This window comes from Actinocrinis sp. (genome assembly GCF_035653575.1).
Classification (GTDB): Bacteria; Actinomycetota; Actinomycetes; order Streptomycetales; family Catenulisporaceae; genus Actinocrinis.
On record NZ_DASRBQ010000003.1, the window covers coordinates 46,265 to 69,572 of the forward strand.

Annotated in this window: 20 protein-coding genes; 11 read left to right on the plus strand and 9 right to left on the minus strand. The window is 70.1% G+C overall.

From position 1 onward, the window contains the following. Nucleotides 1–2 precede the first annotated feature (2 nt). Both VFA06_RS00560 and VFA06_RS00565 read right to left on the minus strand, forming a co-directional pair. Nucleotides 3–1,256: an acyl-CoA dehydrogenase family protein gene (locus VFA06_RS00560; protein ID WP_324838326.1), complete on the minus strand. Its 1,254-nt coding sequence runs from the start codon at nucleotides 1,254–1,256 to the stop codon at nucleotides 3–5. A 32-nt stretch (nucleotides 1,257–1,288) separates the two neighbouring features. After that, nucleotides 1,289–3,028, minus strand: a complete 1,740-nt coding sequence (locus VFA06_RS00565) for a long-chain fatty acid--CoA ligase (protein WP_324838327.1) — start codon at nucleotides 3,026–3,028, stop codon at nucleotides 1,289–1,291. 109 nt (nucleotides 3,029–3,137) lie between these two features. Here VFA06_RS00565 and VFA06_RS00570 point away from each other — a divergent pair, with 109 nt between their 5' ends. The 4 genes from VFA06_RS00570 (at nucleotide 3,138) to VFA06_RS00585 (ending at nucleotide 8,911) form a co-directional block, all read left to right on the plus strand. Continuing rightward, complete coding sequence (locus VFA06_RS00570) at nucleotides 3,138–4,229, plus strand: phosphotransferase family protein (RefSeq protein ID WP_324838328.1); 1,092 nt, start codon at nucleotides 3,138–3,140, stop codon at nucleotides 4,227–4,229. A 15-nt stretch (nucleotides 4,230–4,244) separates the two neighbouring features. Further along, on the plus strand, nucleotides 4,245–5,444 hold the full coding sequence (locus VFA06_RS00575; protein ID WP_324838329.1) for an acyl-CoA dehydrogenase family protein: 1,200 nt from the start codon (nucleotides 4,245–4,247) through the stop codon (nucleotides 5,442–5,444). Between the two features lie 113 nt (nucleotides 5,445–5,557). Continuing rightward, on the plus strand, nucleotides 5,558–6,724 hold the full coding sequence (locus VFA06_RS00580; RefSeq protein ID WP_324838330.1) for an acyl-CoA dehydrogenase family protein: 1,167 nt from the start codon (nucleotides 5,558–5,560) through the stop codon (nucleotides 6,722–6,724). A 189-nt stretch (nucleotides 6,725–6,913) separates the two neighbouring features. Then, entirely contained in the window at nucleotides 6,914–8,911 is a 1,998-nt protein-coding gene (locus tag VFA06_RS00585) for a LamG-like jellyroll fold domain-containing protein (protein WP_324838331.1), read from the plus strand. A 60-nt stretch (nucleotides 8,912–8,971) separates the two neighbouring features. Here VFA06_RS00585 and VFA06_RS00590 read toward each other — a convergent pair whose 3' ends face one another. Next, entirely contained in the window at nucleotides 8,972–9,265 is a 294-nt protein-coding gene (locus tag VFA06_RS00590) for a hypothetical protein (protein WP_324838332.1), read from the minus strand. Between VFA06_RS00590 and VFA06_RS00595 the strand changes: the two genes are divergently transcribed. After that, complete coding sequence (locus VFA06_RS00595) at nucleotides 9,222–9,899, plus strand: N-acetylmuramoyl-L-alanine amidase (RefSeq protein WP_324838333.1); 678 nt, start codon at nucleotides 9,222–9,224, stop codon at nucleotides 9,897–9,899. The genes VFA06_RS00590 and VFA06_RS00595 overlap by 44 nt on opposite strands. 364 nt (nucleotides 9,900–10,263) lie before the next feature. On the opposite strand, the gene VFA06_RS00600 is transcribed toward VFA06_RS00595, so the two are convergent. The 5 genes from VFA06_RS00600 to VFA06_RS00620 form a co-directional block, all read right to left on the minus strand. Beyond that, on the minus strand, nucleotides 10,264–11,679 hold the full coding sequence (locus VFA06_RS00600) for a helix-turn-helix transcriptional regulator (protein ID WP_324838334.1): 1,416 nt from the start codon (nucleotides 11,677–11,679) through the stop codon (nucleotides 10,264–10,266). Between the two features lie 191 nt (nucleotides 11,680–11,870). Beyond that, the gene (locus VFA06_RS00605) at nucleotides 11,871–12,608 is read right to left on the minus strand and encodes an AfsR/SARP family transcriptional regulator (protein ID WP_324838335.1); all 738 of its coding nucleotides are present in this window, start codon (nucleotides 12,606–12,608) and stop codon (nucleotides 11,871–11,873) included. 209 nt (nucleotides 12,609–12,817) lie between these two features. Beyond that, complete coding sequence (locus VFA06_RS00610) at nucleotides 12,818–14,116, minus strand: ABC transporter permease (RefSeq protein WP_324838336.1); 1,299 nt, start codon at nucleotides 14,114–14,116, stop codon at nucleotides 12,818–12,820. Beyond that, nucleotides 14,109–14,750, minus strand: coding sequence for an ABC transporter ATP-binding protein (locus VFA06_RS00615; RefSeq protein ID WP_349259997.1), 642 nt, complete (start codon nucleotides 14,748–14,750; stop codon nucleotides 14,109–14,111). The genes VFA06_RS00610 and VFA06_RS00615 overlap by 8 nt, the downstream gene beginning before the upstream one ends. A 98-nt stretch (nucleotides 14,751–14,848) precedes the next feature. Then, nucleotides 14,849–16,465 carry a peptidoglycan-binding protein gene (locus tag VFA06_RS00620; protein ID WP_324838338.1) on the minus strand — a complete coding sequence of 539 codons (1,617 nt, stop codon included), beginning with the start codon at nucleotides 16,463–16,465 and terminating at the stop codon, nucleotides 14,849–14,851. A 425-nt stretch (nucleotides 16,466–16,890) separates the two neighbouring features. On the opposite strand from VFA06_RS00620, the gene VFA06_RS00625 reads away from it, so the two are divergent. The 3 genes from VFA06_RS00625 (at nucleotide 16,891) to VFA06_RS00635 (ending at nucleotide 20,281) form a co-directional block, all read left to right on the plus strand. Further along, nucleotides 16,891–17,325 carry a hypothetical protein gene (locus VFA06_RS00625; protein WP_324838339.1) on the plus strand — a complete coding sequence of 145 codons (435 nt, stop codon included), beginning with the start codon at nucleotides 16,891–16,893 and terminating at the stop codon, nucleotides 17,323–17,325. A gap of 190 nt (nucleotides 17,326–17,515) precedes the next feature. After that, nucleotides 17,516–18,451, plus strand: coding sequence for a hypothetical protein (locus VFA06_RS00630; protein ID WP_324838340.1), 936 nt, complete (start codon nucleotides 17,516–17,518; stop codon nucleotides 18,449–18,451). Nucleotides 18,452–18,583: 132 nt separating this feature from the next. After that, complete coding sequence (locus VFA06_RS00635; protein ID WP_324838341.1) at nucleotides 18,584–20,281, plus strand: CHAP domain-containing protein; 1,698 nt, start codon at nucleotides 18,584–18,586, stop codon at nucleotides 20,279–20,281. Between the two features lie 153 nt (nucleotides 20,282–20,434). On the opposite strand, the gene VFA06_RS00640 is transcribed toward VFA06_RS00635, so the two are convergent. Next, nucleotides 20,435–20,797: a nuclear transport factor 2 family protein gene (locus VFA06_RS00640; protein ID WP_324838342.1), complete on the minus strand. Its 363-nt coding sequence runs from the start codon at nucleotides 20,795–20,797 to the stop codon at nucleotides 20,435–20,437. A 106-nt stretch (nucleotides 20,798–20,903) separates the two neighbouring features. Here VFA06_RS00640 and VFA06_RS00645 point away from each other — a divergent pair, with 106 nt between their 5' ends. From VFA06_RS00645 to VFA06_RS00655, 3 genes are all read left to right on the plus strand, one after another. Then, nucleotides 20,904–21,812, plus strand: a complete 909-nt coding sequence (locus VFA06_RS00645; RefSeq protein ID WP_324838343.1) for a LysR family transcriptional regulator — start codon at nucleotides 20,904–20,906, stop codon at nucleotides 21,810–21,812. A gap of 10 nt (nucleotides 21,813–21,822) precedes the next feature. Continuing rightward, on the plus strand, nucleotides 21,823–22,698 hold the full coding sequence (locus VFA06_RS00650) for a transglutaminase domain-containing protein (RefSeq protein WP_324838344.1): 876 nt from the start codon (nucleotides 21,823–21,825) through the stop codon (nucleotides 22,696–22,698). A gap of 345 nt (nucleotides 22,699–23,043) precedes the next feature. After that, a partial coding sequence (locus VFA06_RS00655) for a cellulose binding domain-containing protein (protein WP_324838345.1) occupies nucleotides 23,044–23,308 on the plus strand: 265 nt, incomplete at its 3' end.

The following is a 23,308-nucleotide window of genomic DNA, read 5'->3' on the forward strand; positions in this document are numbered from 1 at the left end:
CGTCACGTGTTGCCACCCTGGCCGGGCGGATTCTGTCGATTCAAGTACGGCTTCAGTTCGGTACGCGCGACGGACCGGATGTGTACCTCGTCGGGTCCGTCGGCGATGCGCAGGGTGCGCAGCCCGGCCCACATCGCGGCCAGCGGGGTGTCATCGCTGACGCCGGCGCCACCGTGCACCTGGATTGCCTTGTCGACGACGTCCAACGCCACCCGCGGCGCGACCACCTTGATCGCGGCGATCTCGGTACGCGCGCTCTTGGTCCCGTAGCGGTCGATCAGCCACGCGGTCTTGAGCGTCAGCAGCCTGGCCTGCTCGATCGCCATCCGCGACTCGGCGATCCATTGCTGCACGACGCCCTGCGCGGCCACCGGCTTTCCGAAGGCGACCCGGCCGACCGCGCGCTCGCACATCAGCTCCAGCGCCCGCTCCGCCATGCCGAGCGCGCGCATGCAGTGGTGGATGCGGCCGGGGCCGAGCCGCGCCTGCGCGATCGCGAAGCCGCCGCCCTCCTCGCCGATCAGGTTCGAGGCCGGGACCCGCACGCCGTCGAACACGATCTCGGCGTGGCCGTGCTGGTCCTGATAGCCGAAGACCGGCAGCGAGCGGACGACCTTCACACCTGGGGCGTCCAGCGGAACGAGCACCATCGACTGCTGGCGGTAGGCCGGCCCGTCCGGATCGGTCTTGCCCATGACGATCAGGATCTTGCAACGCGGATCCATCGCCCCGGAGGTCCACCACTTGCGTCCGGTGATGACGTACTCGTCGCCGTCGCGTTCGATCCGGGTCCTGATGTTCGAGGCGTCCGAGCTGGCCACCTCCGGCTCGGTCATGCCGAAGCCGCTGCGGATCTCGCCGCGCAGCAGCGGGGCGAGCCAGCGCTCCTTCTGCTCGGGTGTGCCGAAAAGGTGCAGGACCTCCATGTTGCCGGTGTCCGGGGCCGCGCAGTTGAGCGCTTCGGGGGCGAGCTCGATCGAGCGTCCGGTCAGCTCGGCCAGCGGGGCGTAGTCGGTGACCGAGAGGCCGTGCCGCGGATCGGCGGAGTCGGGAAGGAAGAGGTTCCACAGCCCGCGTTCGCGCGCCGCGACCTTCAGGTCCTCGACGACCTGCGGCACGCGGTGTACGTCCCCTGCTTCGATGAGCGCGCGGCGCTGCGCGGCGTACACCGGTTCGGCGGGGTAGACGTGGCTGTCCATGAACGCCCGCAGGCGCTCCTGGTACTCCTTGCCCAGAGGGCTCGGCTCGAAGTCCATCGCACATGCTCCTCGTCGATGCTGCTGCCTGCTTATGCGCCGGCGGCAGCGTCGGTGGTGGTTTCGGTGTCGGCTGTCGTGTCGGTGTCGGCTGTCGTTTCGATTTCACCGCGCGGGATGGCGTCGAGCTTCCGCACCTCGAGCGCGCCCTCCCGGTGCCGCGCGCGCAGCACCTTCTTGTCGAACTTGCCGACCGTGGTCTTCGGCACCTCGTCCACGAAGCTCCAGTAGTCCGGCACCTGCCACCTGGCCACCTTCCCGGCGAGGAAAGCGGCCAGCGCCTCGGGCGTCGCCGCCTCGCCGTCCGGTCCCGGCTTGCGCACGACGCAGGCCAGCGGCCGCTCGTCCCACTTCGGGTCCGGGATCGCGACCACGGCCGCCTCCAGCACGGCCGGGTGCGCGAGCAGCTGGTTCTCAAGCTCCACCGAGGAGATCCACTCGCCGCCGGACTTGATCAGATCCTTGACGCGGTCGGTGATCTGGAAGAAGCCGCGGTCGTCGATCGTGCCGAGGTCACCGGTGCGCAGCCAGCCGTCGTGGAATTTCTCCGGCGCGGGGTCCCGGTAGTACGAGCCGGTGATCCACGGTCCGCGCACCTCGATCTCGCCGACCGACTCGCCGTCCCAGGGCAGTTCGGCGCCGCTGTCCACGTCGACGACCCGCATCTCCACGCCGGGCGCGACCCGGCCGGACTTGAGCCGCCACTCGACGTCTTCCGGCGTACCGGGCTCGACCCCGGCCGGCGGATGCGCCATTCCGGCCACCGGGCTGGTCTCGGTCATGCCCCAGCCCTGGATGATGCGCAGGCCGTAGCGCTCCTCGAAGGCTTCGAGCAGGGCGCGCGGCGCGGCGGAACCGCCTGAGGTGGCCATGCGCAGCGAGGAGAGGTCGATCGGCCTCGCCTCGCCGTAGTTCAGGATCCAGTTCCAGATGGTGGGGACGGCGGAGGCGACGGTGGAACGCTCGGCCTCGATGAAGTTGACCAGGCCGTCAGGGCCCATATGCGGCCCAGGCATGTGCAGCGTGGTGCCGTTGAAGAAGGCGCCGTACGGAATGCCCCAGGCGTTCACGTGGAACATCGGCACGATCGTCAGGATCCGGTCGGACTCGGTGGTGCCCGCCATGCAGGCCGCCTGCCCGGCCAGCGCGTGCAGGAAGGTCGAGCGGTGCGAGTAGACCACGCCCTTCGGGTCGCCAGTGGTCCCGCTGGTGTAGCACATCGCCGCCGCGGACCGCTCGTCGAGCTCAGGCCACTGATAGCCGGGCTGCTCGGCGGCGAGCACGTCCGCGTACCGCAGCACCTTGACTCCGGCCGGCAGGCCCGCGAACCGGTCCAGGTCCGCCTCGCCGACCACGATGTACGCCTCGACCCCGGTCAACCCCGGCGCGATCGCGGCCAGCAGCGGCGCCAGGCTGCCGTCCACGATGATCACCCGGTCGCCGGCGTGCTGGATGATGTGCGCCAGTTGGTCACCGGGTAGCCGTATGTTGAGTGTGTGCAGCACCGCGCCCATGCAAGGCACCGCAAAGTAGGCCTCGAGGTGCTCCTGCGTGTTCCAGCAGAAGGTGCCGACCCGGTCGCCCGCGCCGATGCCGAGCCGAGCGAGCGCCGCGGCCAGCCGCTCGGCATTGCGGGCGATCTCGGCGTAGGTCGCGCGCCGCGCTTTCGTGCCCTCCCAGGTGACGCATTCGCTGCCGCCGTAGATCCGCGAGCCGTGCCGCAGGATCGCGGTGATGGTCAGCGGGTATTCCTGCATCGTGCTGAAGATCATCGTGGCGCCTTCCGACAGCGTCGTTGCTGGGGGTAGCCGACGTACCGACTAGTCGGTACTGTTCCACCGAGCCGTACTCCGTGCAAGCCCCCCGAGCGAGGTACCCGAGATGAGCAACCCCGCCGCGCCGCCCGGCCGCGAAGAGGCGCCCGACGGCGCGGATCCGCCCGGCCTGGCGCTGGCGCCGCTGCGCGCCTACCTGGCCGAACACGAGGCGGACCTCGACGCGGACCTCGGTGACGGAGCGCTGGGCGCGCAGCTGATCGCGGGCGGCAAGTCGAACCTCACCTACATCCTGCGCGGTCGGCGAAACGGCGCCCCGGCCTCGTGGGTGCTGCGCCGTCCGCCGCTCGGGCACGTGCTGGCCACCGCGCACGACATGACCCGCGAGTTCCGGGTCCTGTCCGCGCTGGCGCCGACCGGCGTGCCGGTGCCCAAGGTGCACCTGCTGTGCGAGGACGCCGAGGTGATCGGTGCGCCCTTCTACGTGATGGAGTTCGTCGAGGGCACGGTCTATCGGGAAAAGTCGCAGACGGCCACGCTGACCGCGGAGCGCGCCCGGGCGATGTCCTGGGCGCTGATGGACGTGCTCGCGGACCTGCACGCGGTCGATCCGGCCAAGGTCGGGCTCGGCGACTTCGGCCGGCCGGAGGGCTATCTGGATCGGCAGGTCGCACGCTGGGGCAAGCAGTTGGCGGCCTCGCGCAGCCGCGAGGTTCCTGGCATCGACGCACTGCACGAAGCGCTCGGCGACGCGATCCCGCAGTCGCAGCGTGCTGCGATCGTGCACGGCGACTACCGGCTCGACAACGCGATCGTGGACGACGAGGACCGGATCGCCGCGGTGCTTGACTGGGAGATGGCCACGCTCGGCGACCCGCTCGCTGACCTGGGCCTGCTCTGCGTGTACTGGACCGAACTGGAAACGCTGGGCGCCGGAAAGGCGCTGACTTCAGCGGTCGACAGCGCCGCGGGCTTCCCGGCGCAGGACGAGCTGATCGAGCGGTACGCCGCCCGCAGCGGCCTCGACGTGACCCCGTTGCCCTGGTACATCGCGTTCGGCTACTTCAAGCTCGCCGTGATCGCGGAGGGCATCTACTACCGCTATCTGAGCGGCCAGACCGTCGGATCAGGCTTCGAAGGAATGGGCGATCTGGTGCCCGCGCTGGTTCGGCGCGGCCTGGACACCCTCGCCGCGTGAGAAAGGAGGCTGCTGATGTCGCTGCAGCAGCGAATCAAGACCCTGCTGGAAGAGCACGATCCGGCGAGTACGCCCCGGCTGGACTTCCTGCGCGCCCAGTTCGACGCCGGACTGGCCTGGGTGCACTTCCCGGTCGGGCTCGGCGGGCTCGACGCGCCACGCGAACAGCAGCGGATCGTGGATGAGGCGCTGGCCGCGGCCGGAGCGCCGGACAACGACCCGCACCGCATCGGCATCGGGCTCGGCATGGCGGCGCCGACGATCCTCGCGCACGGCACCGACGAGCAGCGCCGCCGCTTCCTGCGCCCGCTGTGGACCGGCGAGGAGGTGTGGTGCCAGCTGTTCAGCGAGCCCGGCGCCGGCTCCGATCTCGCGGGCCTGGCCACCAAGGCGGTGCGCGAGAACCCCGGCGACGAGGGCTCCGACTGGATCGTGACCGGCCAGAAGGTGTGGACCTCGATGGCGCACGAGGCGCGCTGGGCCATCCTGATCGCGCGCACCGATCCAGCCGTGCCGAAACACAAGGGCCTGACATACTTCGTCTGCGACATGACCGACCCCGGCGTCGAAGTACGACCGCTGCGACAAATCACCGGCGAGGCCGAGTTCAACGAGGTCTTCCTGACCGGCGTGCGCATCCCCGACTCGCTTCGGCTCGGCCCGGTCGGCGCGGGCTGGGCCGTCGCGCAGACCACGCTGATGAACGAGCGGGTCGCCATCGGCGGCGGCGCGCAGCCGCGAGAGGGCGGGGTGATCGGCGTCGTCGCCAAGGCCTGGCGGGAGCGCCCGGAACTGCGCACGGCCGCGGCGCACGACACGCTGCTCGACCTCTGGGTGCAGGCGGAAGCCGCGCGGCTGACCGCGACCCGGCTGCGCCAGCAGTTGGCCGAGGGGCAGCCGGGTCCCGAGGGCTCGGCCGCCAAGCTCGCGTTCGCCCGCCTCAACCAGGAGATCTCAGGCTTCGAGGCCGACCTGCTGGGCGAGGAGGGCCTGCGCTACGACGACTGGACCACCGAGCGGTGGACGACCGACCGGCCGACCACGGTCGACTTCGCTGGCCGTGGCGCCGGATACCGCTACCTGCGCGCCAAGGGCAACTCGATCGAGGGCGGCACCTCGGAGATCCTGCGCAACATCATCGCCGAGCGCGTGCTCGGTCTTCCCCCGGAGATCCGGGTCGACAAGGACGTCGCGTGGAAGGACCTGGCCCAGTGAGCAGCGCCGCCGTTCCCGAATCGGGCACCGTTGAATTAAGCGCTGTTGACTCAAGCGCCGTTGACTCAAGCGCCGTTGATTCAAGTGCCACCGCGTCAGCCGCGGCAGAGGCTGTGGCCGCGCCCAGCCTGCTGTACTCAGAGGTCGAAGACGATCTGCGCGCCTCCGTGCGCGCGCTGCTGGCCGATCGCAGCCCGTGGAACGCGGTCCTGGCGCGCTGCGAGACGGATCAGCCTTATGACACCTCGGTGTGGAAGTCGCTCGCGGCCGATCTCGGCTGCGCGGGCCTCGCGATCCCGGAGAAGGCGGGCGGCGCCGGGGCGTCCTGGCGGGAGGCGGCGGTCGTGGCTGAGGAGGTCGGCCGCGCGGTCACGCCGGTACCGTTCCTCACCAGCTCGGTTATCGCCACCGCCGCTGTACTCGCGCTGCAGGAATCAGCGCAGGCCGCGGAGATCGGCGACCTGCTTGAGCGGCTTGCCGCCGGACGCACGGCGGCGGTCCTCGCGGTGCCGTTCTCCAGCGCTCCGGACGCGGCCTTTTCGAAGGCGCTCCTCTCGGACGCGCCCTTCTCGAACACCGTGCGCGCTGACGACGCCGGGCGGCTTTCCGGGGCGGTGACGAGTGTGGCAGACGCGCGCGTCGCAGACCTCTTCATCGTCCCGGCCACGGCTTCCGCCGGCCCGGCGCTCTTCGTGGTCGATGCCGACGCCGCAGGCGTGACGCTGGACGCCGCGACGTCACTCGATCTGACCCGGCCGCTCGCCGACCTGACGTTCACCGAAGCCACCGGTCGGCAGCTCGCATCCAACGACGCGGCCATGACGGCCCTTTCCCGCGCCCTGAGCACGGGAGCCGCCGTGCTCGCGTCCGAACAGCTAGGCATCGCAGAAGCCTGCCTCGAGCTGTCGGTCTCCTATCTCAAGACGCGCTATCAGTTCGCCCGGCCCATCGGCTCCTACCAAGCGCTCAAGCATCGTGCCGCCGATCTGTGGGCCTCGGTGGCGCAGGCGCGGGCCGTTGCTCGCTACGCGGCCGCGTGCGTCGCGGACGACGACCCGGACGCGCCGGTGGCCGTCGCGCTGGCGCAGGCGTACTGCTCCGGCGTCGCGGTGCGTGCGGCCGAGGAATGCGTGCAGTTCCACGGCGGCATCGGCTTCACCTGGGAGCACCCGGCGCACCTCTATCTCAAGCGCGCCAAGTCGGACTCCATCGCGCTTGGCACCGCGTCTCGGCACCGCGCCGCGCTTGGGCGATTGGTCGATCTACCGGCCGCGACCTGAGGTAGCCGAACTGCGTCCTCCGGCGCGGCGCCACGCGTTTGATCAGCGCGTGGTGCCGCGCCGGAGGCATGACATCGTTGCCAGGTTTGTTCGGGGAGAGTTCGCCTCGCAGCCGCCGACCGGTTGTGCGGTGGTGCATATCCACTCCCTAGCGTGCGCCCGAACCCCTCGCGCACCAGGAGACGCACCATGCCCGACGCCCTCTCGCCCGATCCGCACCACGACGCCGACGAGTGCGCGGCCGGCCACGACTGTCCATGCACTGTGGACTTCGATTCCAGCGCTCCCGCCGCAGCCAGCCGCCGCTCGTTCCTGCGCGTGACCGGTCTCATCGGCGCCGGCGCGGGCGTCGCCTCCCTGGGCATCGGCGCCGCTCCGGCGGCAATCGCCGCCACGGCCTCGTCGTCGCAGGACCCTTACGACGTCACGACCGTCTCGAAGAACGGCGGAAGCTGGCGTCCGGACCCGGACAGCCCTCGTTTCACCGTGGTCGTGATGCCCGACACGCAGTACCTCTTCGACCAGGACCGCATTCACCCGGCGCCGCTGGAGGCGTCACTGCGCTATGTCCTGGACTCCGGCGACGAGGAGAACATCGTCTTCCTCGCGCACCTCGGCGACCTGACCCAGAACGGTCTGACCGACGAATTCGCGGCGGTCGGCGGCGTCTTCGGCCTGCTTGACCGCAAGCGAGCCGCGTACAGCGTGCTGGCCGGTAACCACGACGTCGGCTCCTCGACGACCGACCAGCGCGGGGACACCCCGTACCTCGACACCTTCGGCCCGAAGCGCTTCGCCGGATCGCCGACGTACCGCGGCGCGAGCCCGGACGGCTACAACTCCTACCACGTCTTCCGCGCCGGGGGCCGGGACTGGATGGTGCTCGCGCTCGACTGGCGGCTGTCAGACACCGGATTCGCCTGGGCCCAGTCCGTCCTGGCCGCCCACCCGAGCCTGCCAGTCATCCTCACCACGCACGAGATCGCCGGAGCCGACGACAACGGCGTGGCCTCGCTGTCCGCCTACGGCCAGACACTGTGGGACCGCCTGATCAACACGCACGACCAGATCTTCCTCACCCTCAACGGGCACTACTGGCCGTCCGGCGCGACGACGCTCACCAACAAGGCGGGCAACGACGTGCACGTGCACATCACGAACTATCAGAACCGCTACTACGGCGGCGCGGCGATGATCCGCACCTACACCTTCGACCTGGACCGCGACATCATCGACGTGGCCACCTTCTCCCCGTGGATCCGCGAGCTGGCCGAGCAGCGGGAGTTCAACGAACTGGCCGCGCAGGAGATGGAGCTGACCACCTCGGTGGACCGCTTCTCCGTCCCGATCGACTTCGCGCAGCGCTTCGCCGGCTTCGCCCCGACCACGCCGCGGCCCGCGCGCCCGGCCCGCGACCTGCTGATCCGCGGCACGGTCGCCTACTGGCGCTTCGACGGCGCGACCGGCGCACCAGGCTCGGCGCTCGGTGACTCCGTCGTCATCAAGGACCTGACGGGCGCGGGCAACGACCTGACCAAGACGACCGTGCCGGGTTCGCCTGCCAGCTCCCTGACCTGGTCCGCCGACCACCACCCGGACCAGCCCGGTCACGCCAGCCTGTACTTCGGCGGGCAGGGCGACCCGCTGCGCGGCGCGTACCTCCAGACCGTCACCGGCGCTCCGCTCAACGCCGACACCTTCGCCCGCGGCTACACCTTCGAGGCGTTCTTCAAGCTGCCCGCGAACTGGGATTCGTCGCAGAGCGCGTGGACGGCGATCCTCAGCCGCTGGGGCATGAGCGGCGAGGCGGGAAAGAGCGGCGGCGCGACCGACCCGCAGGAGCCGGTCGCCACGCTCAGCCTCTCCGGCGACCGCGAGCTGCAGTGGTGCGTTTACCCGCTGAACCGGACCGACTCGTCGACCAACTGGGGGCATGAGTTGCCGCTCGGCGCGTGGTGGCACGTCGCGGTGGTCAACGACGGCCGGCTGACCAAGATGTACGTCGACGGCTGCGAGGTCGTGCGCAACCCCTCGACCCCGGCGGTCGGCCTCACGACGCTCGGCCACTCCTGGCTGCTCGGCGGATACGAGTACGCCGGGACGATCAACCAGGTGTTCAACGGCTGGATCGGCGACGTGCGGATCGTGAACCGCGCCCTGCGCCCCGATCAGTTCATGATCGCCTAAGCGTCCGTGATCAACGCAGCGTAATCGCCCAACACGGTGGATACCCGCGCGATCGACTCGCTAGGGTTGCCGCGTGACGACGCGAACGAAGCGACGGCGCGCCCAGGCCGCCGCCACGGTACTGCTGGCGGGCATGACGGCTTGGGCGTGCGCGGGCTGCGGGGGAAATGCGCACGCGACGCCGTCCGTGCTCGCCGCGGTATCGGTCGGCGCCAGCCCCAGCGACTCCTCCGCCAGCGCGAGCGTGTCGGCCTCGGCCTCCCCCTCGCCGAGCGCGAGCGCGTCCGCGTCCTCGTCACCGCCCGCGGTCATGCGGGCGAACACCGTCGGCGCGACCGGCAAGGTGGTCGTCATCGATCCCGGCCACGACGGCGGCAACGAGACGCACGCCGCCGAGATCAACCAGCTGGTCCCGCAGGGCTTCGGCCAGGAGAAGGCCTGCGACACGACCGGCACCAACGGCGCCGACGGGTACTCTGAGCACGAGTTCAACTTCCAGGTCTCGCTCCTGGTCAAGGCCGACCTGGAGCAGCACGGTCTGCGCGTGATCCTGACCAGGAACAGCGACACCGGCGTCGGCCCCTGCGTCAACGTCCGCGCCGCGATCGGCAACAATGCCCACGCCGCCGCGGCGATCTCCATTCACGCCGACGGCGGTCCGGCCAGTGGCCGGGGTTACCAGTTGCTGGAGGCGGAGAACTCGGTCGGCGGCGCGGGCGTGGACGCCGCCTCGCACCGGCTCGCCGTGGACCTGCACAGCACCTTTGACCAGGAGTCCGGCCTGATCCCGTCCAACTACGTCGGCGCGGACGGCTACGAGCCGCGCGACGACATCGCCGGCCTGAACCTGTCCACGGTGCCGAAGATCCTGGTCGAGTGCGGCAACATGCGCAACGCTTCGGACCTGGCCCTCGAGGAGTCGGCGGCGGGCCGGGCGCGCATGGCTCAGGCGATCGCGGACGGGATCCTGCGCTTCCTCGGCCAGTAAGCGGGCCGCCGAGCCGTGCCGCCGGCCGTCTGGCAAGCCGGTGCGCTGCGGGCCCGGGGCTGACAAGTTGGAGCCCGCCGATCCTTCGGAGCGGAGCGGCGGGCTCCACGCGGGCCGTCACACCCGCGAGCCCGGCGGCGACCTCGCCGGGCGGCGGCGCTGAACCGGAGCGCCGGGCCGGGAACCGGAACTTGCGAATTCGGGCTGGGCACCGCCCGCCCCTGTCCCGGCCGCTCGGGTGCGGCCGAAGTGCCGGGACGACTGCAAACTTGCCAGGTCCACCCCACAGTCGCCCGACCCCGTGGAAAGGTTGCCGGCGGATCGGGAAGATTTTTCGGCCCGGCGCGGGCTGCCGCGTGCCTGTTCAGGGCCGCGGATAACTGCAGGCCGCGTCGGCCGCCGCGGCGCGCTGAGCCGGGGTCAGTGTCAATGGCGTGGCTTGGCTCGGGTCGGTGATGCTGACCGATTCCGGGTCCATCACGTCCGTCGCGCCCTGGCCTCCGTAGCAGGCCACTGCGACGATCGGCACTCGATCGGCCGCGGTGGCCGCCGCCGACTGCTCGACGCCGGGACCTGCCGTGCCGGACGGGCGCGCGGACCAGGCCAGGGTGAACCCGGTCGCGGTGGAGCCGACCATGCCGATCTGCTGCCACTTGGCCGACGCGGGCACCGGGCCGCCGGAGCGGTCGTCCGGCACGGTAGCGAAGCCCACGATCCACACGTGCACGCCGGTCGCGTGTAACTCGAACGCACCAGGGCTGTCCGCGGAGGCGGCGACGGACAAGGCGATCGAGGTGGGATTGGGCACACTGTCAGGGCACGCACTCGGCTTCAACCCGGCCGGGGGATTGCCGTGGATGACCGCCGAGGACACCACACCGCCGCCGCTGACCTCGAACCATCGCATGTCGGGAGTGCCGCCCATCGGGTCGGCTACCACGTCGCCGAGGCAGTAGCCGTCGAACTGGAGCTGGCAGAAGGGCTGGATCGTGCGCACCACGTTGTCCGCCATACTCGCGCCAGCGCGTATTCGCGCTCCCGAGCCGCGAGTGTCGCCGGCGAACAGCCCCTTGGGCCCGGCGATGACGCAGTGCGACGAGGGGGAGGCGCTCGGAGCCGCTTTGCCGGCCGCCGTACCGTGACTCGTGGACGCGTCGGCGTGACCGGCATTCCAGCGCACGCCGACGAAGGCGAACATGGATATCGCGGCGAGCGCCGCGACCGCTACGACGGCGCGCCGGGTGCGGCGGATCGGTCCCGGAGCGGGAGCAGGGGAGAAGGGCGGCATTGCCTCAGGGGGCTGAGGCGGGAGCGAGGCACCCTGACTGCCGGTCTCAATACCGCAGTCGCCGGTCGAAGGTGGCTCGACTAGCGCGTCGACGGCTGCGCTCGGTTCTGTCGCTGTCGTCGAGGATTCAGCCGGACTCGCCGCGGCCGTTGTAGAAGCTGCTGCGGCGGAATCGTCAGGCGCGTCAGTCCGCGATACCTGCCCGGCCTGCTCCAACTGCTCGGCCGTGAGCTGCCGGTCCAGCTGGTACCAGCGCTCCTGCCAAGCCTCGACGTCACCGCCGCACGCCCCGACGAACGCGAGCGTCACGTCCAGGCTCGGCCGCCGCACTCCGCCGGCCGCCTCGCCCAGCGTGCTCGCGCTGAATCCGGCGGTCTTGGCCAGAGCCCGGTATGTCGGGTTCCCGGCCTTCTCGCGCAGCATCCGCAGATCGTGCGCGAATGCCTGAAGCGGGCCGTCGTCCGGATTGAGCAGGCGTGGCGTGCGACCCATCGTGTGTTGTGACCTTCCCCGACTCGGCTGGCGGTGTCGAGGGCGTGCACGTCTGACGCCCTGACGAACGTCCAGTCTTTCATGAGCCGGACGGCGCGAAGGCATGGCCTCCCGCCGTCGTGTGCTGGACCGGTTCAGGTCGTGATCAGGCGAGTCGGGTGGTTGGTATCAGTCCATTACCCACTGCCACATCATGCGGGCCGAGGCATCGCCTCCAAAGGAACTTCCAGTGGCCGCTGCCAGGAGAGCCCGCGCGGGCCCGCATACGTCAAGGGCCGAAGGTGGATCTGCCGGGTCGGCACGCTCAGCTCAAGCCCCTGCTCTTGAACGAGCGTGCGACCACGGCCCGGACCCGCCGGCAGTCCCGCGTCGGCGCTGTACTCGGCACCGGCGCGGCTGCCGCCGTCTTTAGCGCCCCCGAGCCTGCGTTCGGCCTCGGCCTTCATGGCCTCCGCCTCGGACCGCATCCGGTCCAGCCGCGGCGCCTCCTGTCCGCGCAGCAGTTCGGAGGGCACGTCCGCGAGTACCGGCCCCCGCCAAACCGCGAGTGCGTCGCCGAGCAGTCCGACTGCACGCTCGTACGCTCCGGCGCGGTACGCCGCCGCACCCTCCGCGCGCAGTCCGGCGAACCGCAGCACGTCGAACTCCTCCCGCTCCAACGCGATCCGGTAACCGCCGAGGCTGGTCTTGACCCGGTATCCGGCCGTGCCGAGCGACCGCCGCAACCGCATGACGTAGTTGCGCATCGTCGCCACGTAGCTCACTGGCGGCTGCCCGTCCCAGATCGCGTCGGCGAGCGTCTCCAGCGGGACGGTCTGTTCGGGCCGCAGCAGCAGCGAGGCGAGCAGGATCCGCTGCTTGCCCGCGTGCACGAACCGCGACCCCGAGTCGTCCCGCACGAGCAGCGGCCCGAGAATCCCGAACTCCATGTCCTTCAGCCCCAACCTTCCCGCGGACCGCGGTGGCCCGCGCTCTCGGTCGCGGGCGGCGCGCCCCGTGCCCGCCGCCCGGAAAGTTCTAACCCGGCGCGGCGGGCCGGCGACAGCGCGGCGGGCGTCGGTCAATCAATTCCGTGCAATCGCGGCCGCCGCTTTGCCCGCCCGCCGCTCGAACCAGATTGAAGTGGCTGGTCACGGAGCTACCGGCGCAACGCCTCGGCCGGTTCGACGTACGCGGCGCGCAACGCCGGATACAGCCCGGCGAGCAGTCCGACCATGGTTCCGATGAGCGGCGCCGGCAGCACGGTCCACGGCGCCAGCACCGCGGTCCACTGCCGGGCGAGCGCGGTACCGATCACCACCGCCGTGCCGAGGCTGGTGCCGATAAGCCCGCCGAGGGTGCCCAGCGCGGCGGATTCGGTGAGGAATTGCGCCGCGATGTGCCGCGGCCGCGCCCCGAGCGCCCGGCGAAGCCCGATCTCGCCGGTGCGCTCCAGCACGGCGACCAGGGTGGTGTTCGCGATTCCGACGGCGCCGATGACAAGCGTGATCCCGGCCAGCAGGAGGAAGAGGGCGTTGAAGTCTCCCGTGACGCCGTCGCGCAGGGTGGTCGGGTCCGGCGGAGCGGTGATCTTGAACAGATTCGGCGCGTCGGGGCGCAGCGCGAGCGCCGCCTGTCCGGCGATGAGTTGCGCCGCCCCGAGCCTGGTCTCGATGAGCATGCTCGCGCGCTGGTCGGTGGGCTGACCGTAAGCGCTCAGCGCGGTGGTGTCCGGGATGACGACCGACAGCAACAGCTCGGGCACGCGCCGCAGGTCCGAGATGATGCCGACCACGGTGTACGGCGTGCCGTTGATGAACACGGCCGGCTCGGCGTCGAGGCGGGTGATGCCGAGCCGGGATGCGGCGGCGGATCCGAGCACTGCGACGTGCTCCTTGCGCGCCGCGTGGAAGGCGTTGAAACCGAGGCCCTGGCTGTACACCGGGTCAATCGCGGCGAGCGCGCCGGGACTGGCCGCGTACAAGGTCAGGCCCGAACCGCTCGCGGAACCCGGGGACACCAGATCCGGTGCGGCGGACACGGTCGGTTGCCGTAGCGGCAGCGGCCAGTAGACGCCGGCCGAGACGACGCCGTTCAGTGTCTCGATCCGGTGATCGGCGTCCGGGGGAAAGGAGATCGGGTCCGCGATACCCGTGCCGGACCGCGCGTTCTGCGCGCTGCCGACGTCCTGGACGGTGACCTCGGTCGCGCTGAGCACGGAGAAGCGCTTGTCGATCTGGCCGCCGGCGGTCGCGGTCAGGCCGAGGATCGCGACGAACGCGCCGATGCCGAGCACCGTGCCAAGCATGGTCAGCGCCGAGCGGCCGGGCCGTTGCAGCAGTCCGGCCAGCGCCTCGGCGAGCAGATCGCGCAGCGGGAGGGCGGAGCGCTCGGTGGGGCGGGGGAGGGGACGGCTGCGGCTGCGCGCGCGGCTGCGAATCGCGCCGAGACTAGGCATGTTCGGTCAGCACCCCGTCCCGGATCGCCACGGTGCGCGAGCCTCTGGCCGCGACCGCCGGATCGTGCGTGATCACCAGGATGGTCAGCCCGGCGGCGTGTAAGTCCTCGATCAATGCCAGGACCGAGGCCGCCGTCGCAGAGTCCAGATTCCCGGTCGGTTCGTCGCACAGCAGCAGCGAGGGACGATTGACCAGCGCGCGTGCAACGGCGACGCGTTGCCGCTCCCCGCCGGAAAGGTGAGCAGGAACCGCGTCGGCTCGGTGCGCGAGGCCGACCTGGGCGAGGGCCGCGTATGACGCCTCGCGACGCGCCTTGCGTGGGGCGCCGTTGTAAATCTGCGCGAGCGTGACATTGTCCACCGCGCTGCGATGCGGGAGCAGGTGAAAGGCCTGGAAGACGAAGCCGATCCGTCGGCCGCGCAGCGCGGTACGGTCTGCCTCGCGCAGTGTCCCGACGTCGATGCCGTCCAGCCGGTAGCGGCCGGTAGTCGGCCGATCGAGCAGGCCGACCACGTTGAGGAACGTCGACTTCCCGGAGCCGGAAGGGCCGACCACGGTGACGAAGTCGCCGCGCTGGATGGTCAGGTTCGTCGGTCTTAGCGCCACGACCGGAGGCGGACCGGGGTAGGTCATCCCCACGGCCGCGAAGTCGATGACGGGCGCTGCCGATTGGTCCGCGTCGTTGTCAGCGTCCGTATCCGGCCCAGCCGGAAGCTCGCGACTCACTGCGATCATGAGAGCCCCGCTCCGCTCCGCGCGCCGACCACCACGCGCTGGCCGGCTTTGAGCGAGCCCGCGGCGACCGGCGTGACCGCGACGAATCCGTCGCCTGATATGCCCGCGTCGACCTCGACGCGCGAGGTGCTGTGCCCGTCGGGCTGCAAGACGGATACGGTCGTCTTCCCGTCGGCGCCGGCTGTCACCGCGGAGAGCGGCACGACCAGCACCGCACCGGGTGTGGCCGCGGAGGTCACCGTCAGCCGCACATCCTGGCCTTCCCACCGGGAGTCCAGCGGGCTGTCCGGCGTCACTGTCACGGGGATGTACGGCGCGCCGCTCTGTGCCTGCCCCGACCCGCTGCCGTCCGAGCCGGTCGACGAGCCCGGGTCGGAACCTCCGGTGCCGGTCGTGACCTGACCGACGGTGCCGACCACGCCGGTCGCCTGAAGCCCCAGGGTCTCGGCGGTGATCTGCACCTTCATCCCCGGCTTGAGCAGCCCGCCCTGATCGGTGGTCAGCTGTGCGGTGACCGCGAGCTGTCCGGAGGCGAGGGTGATCAGCGGCGCCTTGACCTGGTCGCCGACCTTCGCAGAGAAGGCCACCACCTGCGCGGGAAAGCCCGGCAGGAACGCGGCCTCGGCGGCCGGCAGCATCGGGCCGGTCCGCGCGACCAGATCCGCCTGCGCCTGCTCGGCCTGCTGGAGGGCCTTCTCAAGGTACTGCAACTGCACTTGAAGCGGTTCGGAGCCCGAGCCGCCGGAACCGGGACCGCCGGAGCCGGAACCGGACGTGGCCGAGGGCGTGCCAGATCCCGTCGGGCCGGTCTGCTTCGCCGAACCCTGACTTCCGGTGCCCGAGCCCCCAGCGGCGATCTGGCGCTTCATGTCGTCGACCGCACGCTGCGCGCTGTCCACGGCGTCCTGGGCCGACTGAAGCGCCGACCGGTCGCCGTCGTCGCCGGGGCCTCCGGTGGTCGGCACATCGTAGCCAAGGCCCTGATATAGCGCGGTGACCGCGGCCTTCGTGGCCGGTCCGAAGTGCCCGGCCGGATCGCCGCCGTGGTAGTGCCCGAGCTGCTTGAGGGCGTTTTGCAACTGTGCGACGTCGTTGCCGTCGTCGTTCGGCTTCAGGTCGCGATAAGCCGGAACGGCGCCCTGCAACACGATCAACGGGCGCCCGGAAACCTCGAGCAGCACCGCTCCCGGCTGCACGCGCGCGCCGACGTTGGTGCGCACCGCGGTGACCACCGGCGTGTTCGAGCCCTGAGTGGTTCCGGCCGGCGTGACCTGGTACTGGGCCGAGGCGGCGACGCTGCCGCGGGTGACCACGGTGTTGGCCAGCACCCGGTCCTCCACGGTCGCGGTGAGCACCGAGGCGGGCGGCGCCGCGGCCTCGGCGGCCTGCTGCGCGGGCGACTTCACCAGAGTGGAGGCGACCAGCCCGCCGGTGGACAGCAGCGCCGCGGCCACGGCGACCCACAGCAGCGCGCGCTGCCGCCGTGGCGCCGGCTCTTTCGTTTCCTGCGATTTCCCGCGCGACTCCGGCGGTAAAAGCCGGGCCGTTTCCAGATATTCACCCCGCTCCGTGTTTTCGAATTCCGCCGTGTGCGCCGCCGTGTCTGCGGACATGGTCCATCCCTGCGAGTCGATCGGCTTGGAGCGAAGGTCCCCGCGCGGCCGCCCAACCGCCCCGGTGCCGGCCGCCGCCACAGCGATCCTGATCCGCGCGCCTGCCGCCTGTCAACCCGCTTCGTCGCAGTGACCGCAGCACCCTGTCACGCTGCGTGATGGAAAAGGCCTGATTCCTGTGATCTGGGTCACAGGGAAATGCACGATTTGCGCGCAGATAGCGCGGCGGCTCCGGCGGATATATCGCGGACGGCAGCGACCTGATATCGCCCACGCTGCGTTACTTCCTTGACTACCGAACGGAATTCGAACCATTCTTCACAGCGGCGTGCACGCCGTCATCAAGGCTCTGAATCAGGGGTGCGGGGAGCTTCGGGCTCGAAATCCGGGGCCCGGCACCGTTTCGTGAACGAGGGAGACACATCGTGAGCATCCGCAGGAAGCTGGCCGCCACCGTGGCCACCGGCGCCTTCGTGGTCGTCGGCCTCGCCACCGCCATCCCGGCCGCCTCCGCGGCCGAGGGCGACGGCAACTGCACCTCCAACGACGCGGGCGCCGGCGGCGACCTGTGCCTGTACTTCAACTCCTACGAGGCGGGCGCCCGCTTCAACGACCCGTACACCGACAACTACGCCGGCTGGGTCTTCAAGGCGTGGACGAGCGGTACCGCGGGCGGCAGCAACGGCGCCGGCGTCGCCGTGAAGAACAACGCGGCGTCCGTGCAGAACTGGGACACCGTGCTGACCGGCTACGTGTACTACAACTCCAACCAGCAGGGTCTCAAGCAGGGCTTCAGCGCCTTCACGGCCGGAAACCTGGTCTCGGGACTCAAGAACAACAACGCGTCTCAGGGTTGGTAATCCGGCGGTGCCCGCCGGTCGTCTGATCGGCGACCGCGCCAAGCCGAGCTGCTGAGCGCGGGTGCTGCGCCCACTGGGATTGGGCGCAGCACCCGTGCCCTTCGCCATAAGGCCCGACCAGCTTAGTCGAGGACCCATGTTTCGCCCATGCTTTCGGCGGCTTAGCCGCAGCGTGCTGCTGCTTACTGCCATGGCCGCGCTCACCGCGGCAGCCGTCGCCTCCTGCTCCTCCTCCGCGCCGGCCGGCGGCGCGCAATCGGCCCAGGACGCGGGCTTGCCGCTCGCTCCGATCCACGTCACGTCGATCCCGACGATCACCGACAGCACCTCGCTCGCGTTCCCGATCGACGCCTATCTGATCACCGGGCAGCAGCGCGCCGAGATGGACAACGCGACCGCGATCCTGGCCGGACGCTGTATGCGATCGTTCGGATTCGACTACAGCCCGATGCCGAAGGCCGCGAAGGCAGATCAGACCACGGAGACGAATGCGCCGCGGCGGTACGGCATCGTCAGCGCGGCACAGGTCGCAGCACTCGGATACCACCCGCCCACGACCGACGTGTCGGCACTGCGGGCGAGTGCGAACACGCTGGACGCCGCCGGGATCAGGGTGCTCACCGGAGGCGTGTCACCAGCTCAGGGCGAGACCGCGACCGCCGGGACCGCGGGTTCGTACAACGGCGTGCAAATCCCGTCCGGAGGCTGCCTCGGCCAGGCCAGGCGCCAGTTGACCGCACACGGCGGAACAGTCAACGACGCGCCGATCGCCCAAGCCGTGGATGCCGACAGCCTGGCCCGCTCGCAGCAGGAGCCGCAGGTGGTCGCCGTGTTCAAGCAGTGGTCCGCCTGCATGGCGGCCAAGGGCTACGACTACGCGACACCGTACGACGCCGGCAACGACCACCGGTGGGCCACCAGCGCCCCGACCGCCGCGGAGATCCAGACCGCGAGCGCCGACGTCGCCTGCAAGCAGCAGACGAACCTGGTCGGCGTCTGGTACGCGGTCGACTGCGCCCTGCAGACCAGCATGATCAACGCCCAACAGCAGCAACTCGACGCCGTCAAGAACGGCATCTCCCAGGAGATCAAGGCCGCGGCGCAGGTCGTCGGCGCCGCCGGCTGAGCCGAATCAGGCTTCTCCCTCACCCACCGCCCCTTTCCCGGGTCACGACCGGTACTGCGCGTACGGCCCGTCGCGGGGGCGGGCTGCCGTCCGCTCAGCGCCGACCCACAGGTCGGACAACGAGAGGAAACGATGAAACTCAGAGAGCTCATACGCCGGATGGCGGGCGCCACCGCGGTGGCCGTGCTGCTCGGCCTGACCGCCGTGACCGGCGCGCAAAGCGCCGCGGCGGCCGCCGGCGGCGACGCCGCCTCGCTGGCCGCGGCCAATATCGGCAAGAGCGCCGGCACCTGCGCGAACACCCCGACCTACAACAGCCTCGGCGGGTCCGAGTTCGACGGCAGCTGCACCGGCAGCGACGGCGGCAACACCTACGGGCCCGAATACTGGTGCGCCGACTTCGCCCGCTGGGTCTGGCGCAACTCGGGCTTCTACACCGGCGGCCTGACCGCCGGCGCGGGCAGCTTCTACGTCTACGGCGAGAACAACGGCACGCTGCACACTTCGTCCTCTTACTCGCCCAGGCCCGGCGACGCCGTCGTGTGGAGCTACGAGGGCGGCGGATCAGCCCACCACGTCTCGATCATCACCGCGGTCAACTCCGACGGTTCGCTGGTCACCGCCAATGGCGACTGGGACGGCGTCGGCGGTCACGGCGAGGCGGCCTTCGCGACCAGCTCATCGGTCGTGCAGATCACCATTCCTGCGGGCGAGACCACTCCCGGCACGTACGTCAGCGCCACCCATTACACGCTCTCCGCCTACGTGACCCCGGTCGCCAGCGGCACCGGCAACAACCCGCCGCCGGTCAACTCCGGCAACCCGTACAGCCCGAGTTCGGTCTGCGGCAGCGGCTATGGCGTGATCGACTCGCACGGCCTGACCGGCGCGACCATCTACCTGCTCTACAACGGCTCCAACGGCAACAACTGCGTGGTCACCCTCGCCACCACGCCGACCAGTGCGCACTCCATGAACGCGACCTTGGCAGTCCAAGGCGGGAGTTCAGCGAGTAATCCAGGGACATTCACATATTACGCGGGGCCGGTAACCGAAAACGCGCCGAGCTCCTGCGTGGAGTGGGGCGGCTCGTACGGCAGCTCGTCGTGGACCAGCGGCTGGAGCCACTGCGGCGGCGGCTCGGGCGCTCCGGCCCCGGCCGGCAACAACATCTACACCCCGACCCAGGTCTGCGGCAGCGGCTACGGCGTGATCGACTCGCACAACCTGGGCAGCGCCACGACCTACCTGCTCTACAACGACGCGAACGGCGACAACTGCGTCACCACCCTCGCCCACAACGTCAGCGGCGCGGTCTCGATGAACGCGACGCTCGCCGTTCAGGGCGGCAGTTCGGCGAGCAATCCGGGTTCGTTCACGTACTACTCGGGTCCGGTGATCGAGCACGCGCCGAATCAGTGCGTGCAGTGGGGCGGCTCGTACGGCAGCACCTCGTGGACCAGCAGCTGGAGTCATTGCGGCTCGGGCACGTCGACCGGTCCGGGTACTTCGAACCCGTACACGCCGACCCAGGTCTGCGGCAGCGGCTACACCGTGATCGACTCGCACCTGCTTATCGGCGCGACGGTCTACCTGCTCTACAACGGCTCCTCCGGCGACAACTGCGTCACGACCCTAGCCAACAGCCCCGGCGGCGCGGTCTCGATGAACGCGACGCTCGCCGTTCAGGGCGGCAGCTCGGCGAGCAACCCCGGTTCCTTCACCTACTACGCGGGGCCGGTGACGGAATACGCACCGAGCTCCTGCGTGGAGTGGGGCGGCTCGTACGGCAGCTCGTCGTGGACCAGCGGTTGGAGCCACTGCGCCTGACGATCGCTTAGTCAGCGGGCTGAGGTGGTGGCTCAAAGAGATCCACCACCTCGCTCGCCGCGTTCGTCAGACCTCTCCATCAGCGTCCGCGTGCCGTGCCGCATCCCGGCACGCGGACGCTCCCACGTTTCTTGCGGAGGTCACCGCAACCGCCTACTTCGGCGTCACGAACTCCGGCTGGTCCAGCAGCCGCAGCCAACTGCCGTCCGGCTGCCGCCGCACCACCTGCGCGCGAGCGCCCGCCCCGTCCCTCGGCGGGGTGGAGGTCAGCGCAATCTCCCCGCTGACCAGCGTCGGCAGCGGCGGTTCCGGCTCGAAGTGCGGCCTGTTCGCCAGCACCCTTTCCCACAGCTCGCGGATCGCCGCACGGCCGACCGTGGTGCTGCCAGGCGGGTAAGCCATGACGGCCTGCTCCTCGTAGAGCGCCGCAATACCGGCCGCGTCCCCGGCGTTGGCCCGCTCGACGAACAGACGGGTGAGATCCTCCGGTTGCCACGCCTTCTCGTGCTCACTCATCAGTTTTCCCTCCGTCTTCTCGGCTCTCTTCGCTTCCCTTCCAGGTTCTCCCCGCACGCATCAGAAGTCCAACAGATAGTTCTTCTCATAGCTAGAATCACCGCTTATGGAACTTCGTCAGCTTGAGTACTTCGTCGCGGTCGCCGAGGAGGCCAACTTCACCCGTGCGGCCGAGCGCGTGCACATCAGCCAGTCCGGGGTCAGCGCCCAGATCCGACAGCTCGAACGGGAACTGGGCGCCGAGTTGATCGACCGCTCGGGCCGTGCGGCCACGCTCACCGAGGCGGGTGCGGCGGCGCTCGATCACGCACGAGCCGCCCTCGCCGCCGCCGACGCCTTGCGCCAGTCCGTCGACGAGGTCAACGGGCTGTTACGCGGTAGCCTGGTCGTCGGAATGGTCACCGCGTGCACGATCACAGGACTCTTCGAAGCCCTGGATTCGTTTCACCAAGCCCATCCCGGCATTGAGATCACGCTGATCGAGGACAACTCGGACCGGCTGATCGAGCGGGTACGCGGCGGCGGGCTGGATCTGGCCTTCGTCGGCACCATCGAGCAGCAACCGCAGGGTCTTGAGTCGCTGGTCATCGTCAGCGACCGCCTGATCGCCGCTGTCCCGCCCGACCACATGCTTGCGCAGCACGCCTCGGTCGCGCTGCGCGACCTGGCCGCGCACCCGGTCGTCTGCATGCCGGATGGAACAGGACTGCGCGCAGCGTTCGATCAAGCATGCGCGAGCAACGGCGTGCGTCCGTACATTGCGATGCAGGCGACGGCACCCGGCACCATCGTCGACCTCGCCGCGCGCGGTCTCGGTGTGGCGATCCTCGCGCAGTCCATGGCCGGTGCTTTCAGTGACCGGCTCAAGGCGCTGGCCATCGAGGATGCCGAGGTCTCGGCGCTGCTCTCGCTCGTATGGTCGACGCGAAGCCCTGCGTTGCTGGAGTTCCTGGAGCACTGCCGTCGCGCCTTCTCGCTCGACGCGCCGGCTCCGGCTGTCAGAGGTGGCGCCTAGGCTCGGGAACATGACTGACACCGGCGTTCGCGCGGTCGATGCTGCGGCCGCGATTGACTACACGACCTACACGACACCCGGGCCGCTGACCGACCTCGCCGAGATCCCGTCGGCGCAGTTCGACGACCTGCCGCATGACCCCCTCGCGATCAGCGGCCTCGCCTCGGGCCTGGTCATCCAGCCCTGGGAAGCCGAACACCTAAAGCTCGCCTTGCCGTCCGCGCGCTTCGAGGAGAAGAACCTGCGTCCCGCGGCCGAACTGATCAGGGCTCTGCTGGCGCTCTCCCCGGAACCGCTGACGACCGCGCGTCCGCCGGAGCGCCGCCTGGTCGGCACCTGCCGCCACTTCGCCACGCTCACCTGCGCGCTGCTGCGATACCGGGGGATCGCCGCCCGAGCGCGCTGCGGATTCGCCACGTACTTCGAGCCGGGCAAGGGGCTCGACCACTGGATCACCGAGTACTGGCACGAGGCCGAGCGCCGCTGGGTCTGGATCGACTCGGAGATCCTGCACAAGGAAATCCTCAAGCGCCCTGAGGACCTGGCCGAGGGCGAGTTCCTGACCGGCGGCGAGGCTTGGGCCGCCTACCGACGCGGCGAGATCGACGCGGCGACCTTCGGGGTCGGCGGCACGCCGAACTGGGGCCCCGCCGAGATCCGCGGCAACGCGATGAGGGATCTGGCTTCGCTGAACAAGGTGGAGACGCTGCCCTGGGACGAGTGGGGCCGGATGGCCGCCTCGTATCGCGGCGAAACAGGGCCCGACTACGACGAACTGCTCGACACGATCGCGGCCACGTGCGCCGGCGACGACCCGCGCGCCATCGCAGAACTCTATGCGCGCGAAGAACTTCGCGTGCCCGACAGTCTGCTCTCACCCCACTGAGCCAGCCCGCTCCAATTCCCCCCAACCACCCAGGATTGCGCCAATCCTTAGACCCCACCCAAGCCCACCCCCTGCCGAAAGTTACGCCTCCGCCCCTCACTCACCCCACACATCTCGCCCCATCCACCGTCGCTCCCATCGGCTTCGTCTCCGCCGCCGACTCGAACGCTGACCTGCCATTCGACGGTTCCGCTCGCCTCCAACCACGACACGCGCCGCGGTTCGGTCGCAGTAACCGCTTTCTCGCTCGATCGTAGACAGCTTTCACACGCTTGACTTAATCGGTTAAGTGAATGAGCCTCCATCGCGATGCCTCCCCGGCCCAGCCCCCAACGAGGAGAAGCGATGAAGCAACGAAGAGCCCTGCTGGCCTCAGCCGCCGTCGGCGCGCTCATGCTCGCCGGCGCCGCCGCGGTCACCGTGCCCACCATGGCCGCCGCGGCCGGTACCGGCTGCCAGGTCAACTACACGATCGCCAGCCAGTGGAACGTCGGGTTCACCGCCAACGTGACCATCACCAACCTGGGCAGCCCGCTCACCTCCTGGACCCTGAAGTGGAGCTTCGGCGGCAACCAGCAGATCACCCAGCTGTGGAACGGCAGCTACACCC

Bases quoted from the DNA above. Each gene is read 5' to 3' on its own strand.
- VFA06_RS00570 (WP_324838328.1), top strand. From the start codon at position 3,138: ATGAGCAACCCCGCCGCGCCGCCCGGCCGCGAAGAGGCGCCCGACGGC.
- VFA06_RS00615 (WP_349259997.1), bottom strand. From the start codon at position 14,750: ATGACCTACCCCGGTCCGCCTCCGGTCGTGGCGCTAAGACCGACGAAC.
- VFA06_RS00640 (WP_324838342.1), bottom strand. From the start codon at position 20,797: ATGAGTGAGCACGAGAAGGCGTGGCAACCGGAGGATCTCACCCGTCTG.
- VFA06_RS00620 (WP_324838338.1), bottom strand. From the start codon at position 16,465: ATGTCCGCAGACACGGCGGCGCACACGGCGGAATTCGAAAACACGGAG.
- VFA06_RS00600 (WP_324838334.1), bottom strand. From the start codon at position 11,679: ATGGGTCGCACGCCACGCCTGCTCAATCCGGACGACGGCCCGCTTCAG.
- VFA06_RS00595 (WP_324838333.1), top strand. From the start codon at position 9,222: ATGCGGGCGAACACCGTCGGCGCGACCGGCAAGGTGGTCGTCATCGAT.
- VFA06_RS00590 (WP_324838332.1), bottom strand. From the start codon at position 9,265: ATGACGACCACCTTGCCGGTCGCGCCGACGGTGTTCGCCCGCATGACC.
- VFA06_RS00635 (WP_324838341.1), top strand. From the start codon at position 18,584: ATGAAACTCAGAGAGCTCATACGCCGGATGGCGGGCGCCACCGCGGTG.
- VFA06_RS00605 (WP_324838335.1), bottom strand. From the start codon at position 12,608: ATGGAGTTCGGGATTCTCGGGCCGCTGCTCGTGCGGGACGACTCGGGG.
- VFA06_RS00575 (WP_324838329.1), top strand. From the start codon at position 4,245: ATGTCGCTGCAGCAGCGAATCAAGACCCTGCTGGAAGAGCACGATCCG.
- VFA06_RS00645 (WP_324838343.1), top strand. From the start codon at position 20,904: ATGGAACTTCGTCAGCTTGAGTACTTCGTCGCGGTCGCCGAGGAGGCC.
- VFA06_RS00585 (WP_324838331.1), top strand. From the start codon at position 6,914: ATGCCCGACGCCCTCTCGCCCGATCCGCACCACGACGCCGACGAGTGC.
- VFA06_RS00650 (WP_324838344.1), top strand. From the start codon at position 21,823: ATGACTGACACCGGCGTTCGCGCGGTCGATGCTGCGGCCGCGATTGAC.
- VFA06_RS00630 (WP_324838340.1), top strand. From the start codon at position 17,516: ATGGCCGCGCTCACCGCGGCAGCCGTCGCCTCCTGCTCCTCCTCCGCG.
- VFA06_RS00560 (WP_324838326.1), bottom strand. From the start codon at position 1,256: ATGGACTTCGAGCCGAGCCCTCTGGGCAAGGAGTACCAGGAGCGCCTG.
- VFA06_RS00610 (WP_324838336.1), bottom strand. From the start codon at position 14,116: ATGCCTAGTCTCGGCGCGATTCGCAGCCGCGCGCGCAGCCGCAGCCGT.
- VFA06_RS00565 (WP_324838327.1), bottom strand. From the start codon at position 3,028: ATGATCTTCAGCACGATGCAGGAATACCCGCTGACCATCACCGCGATC.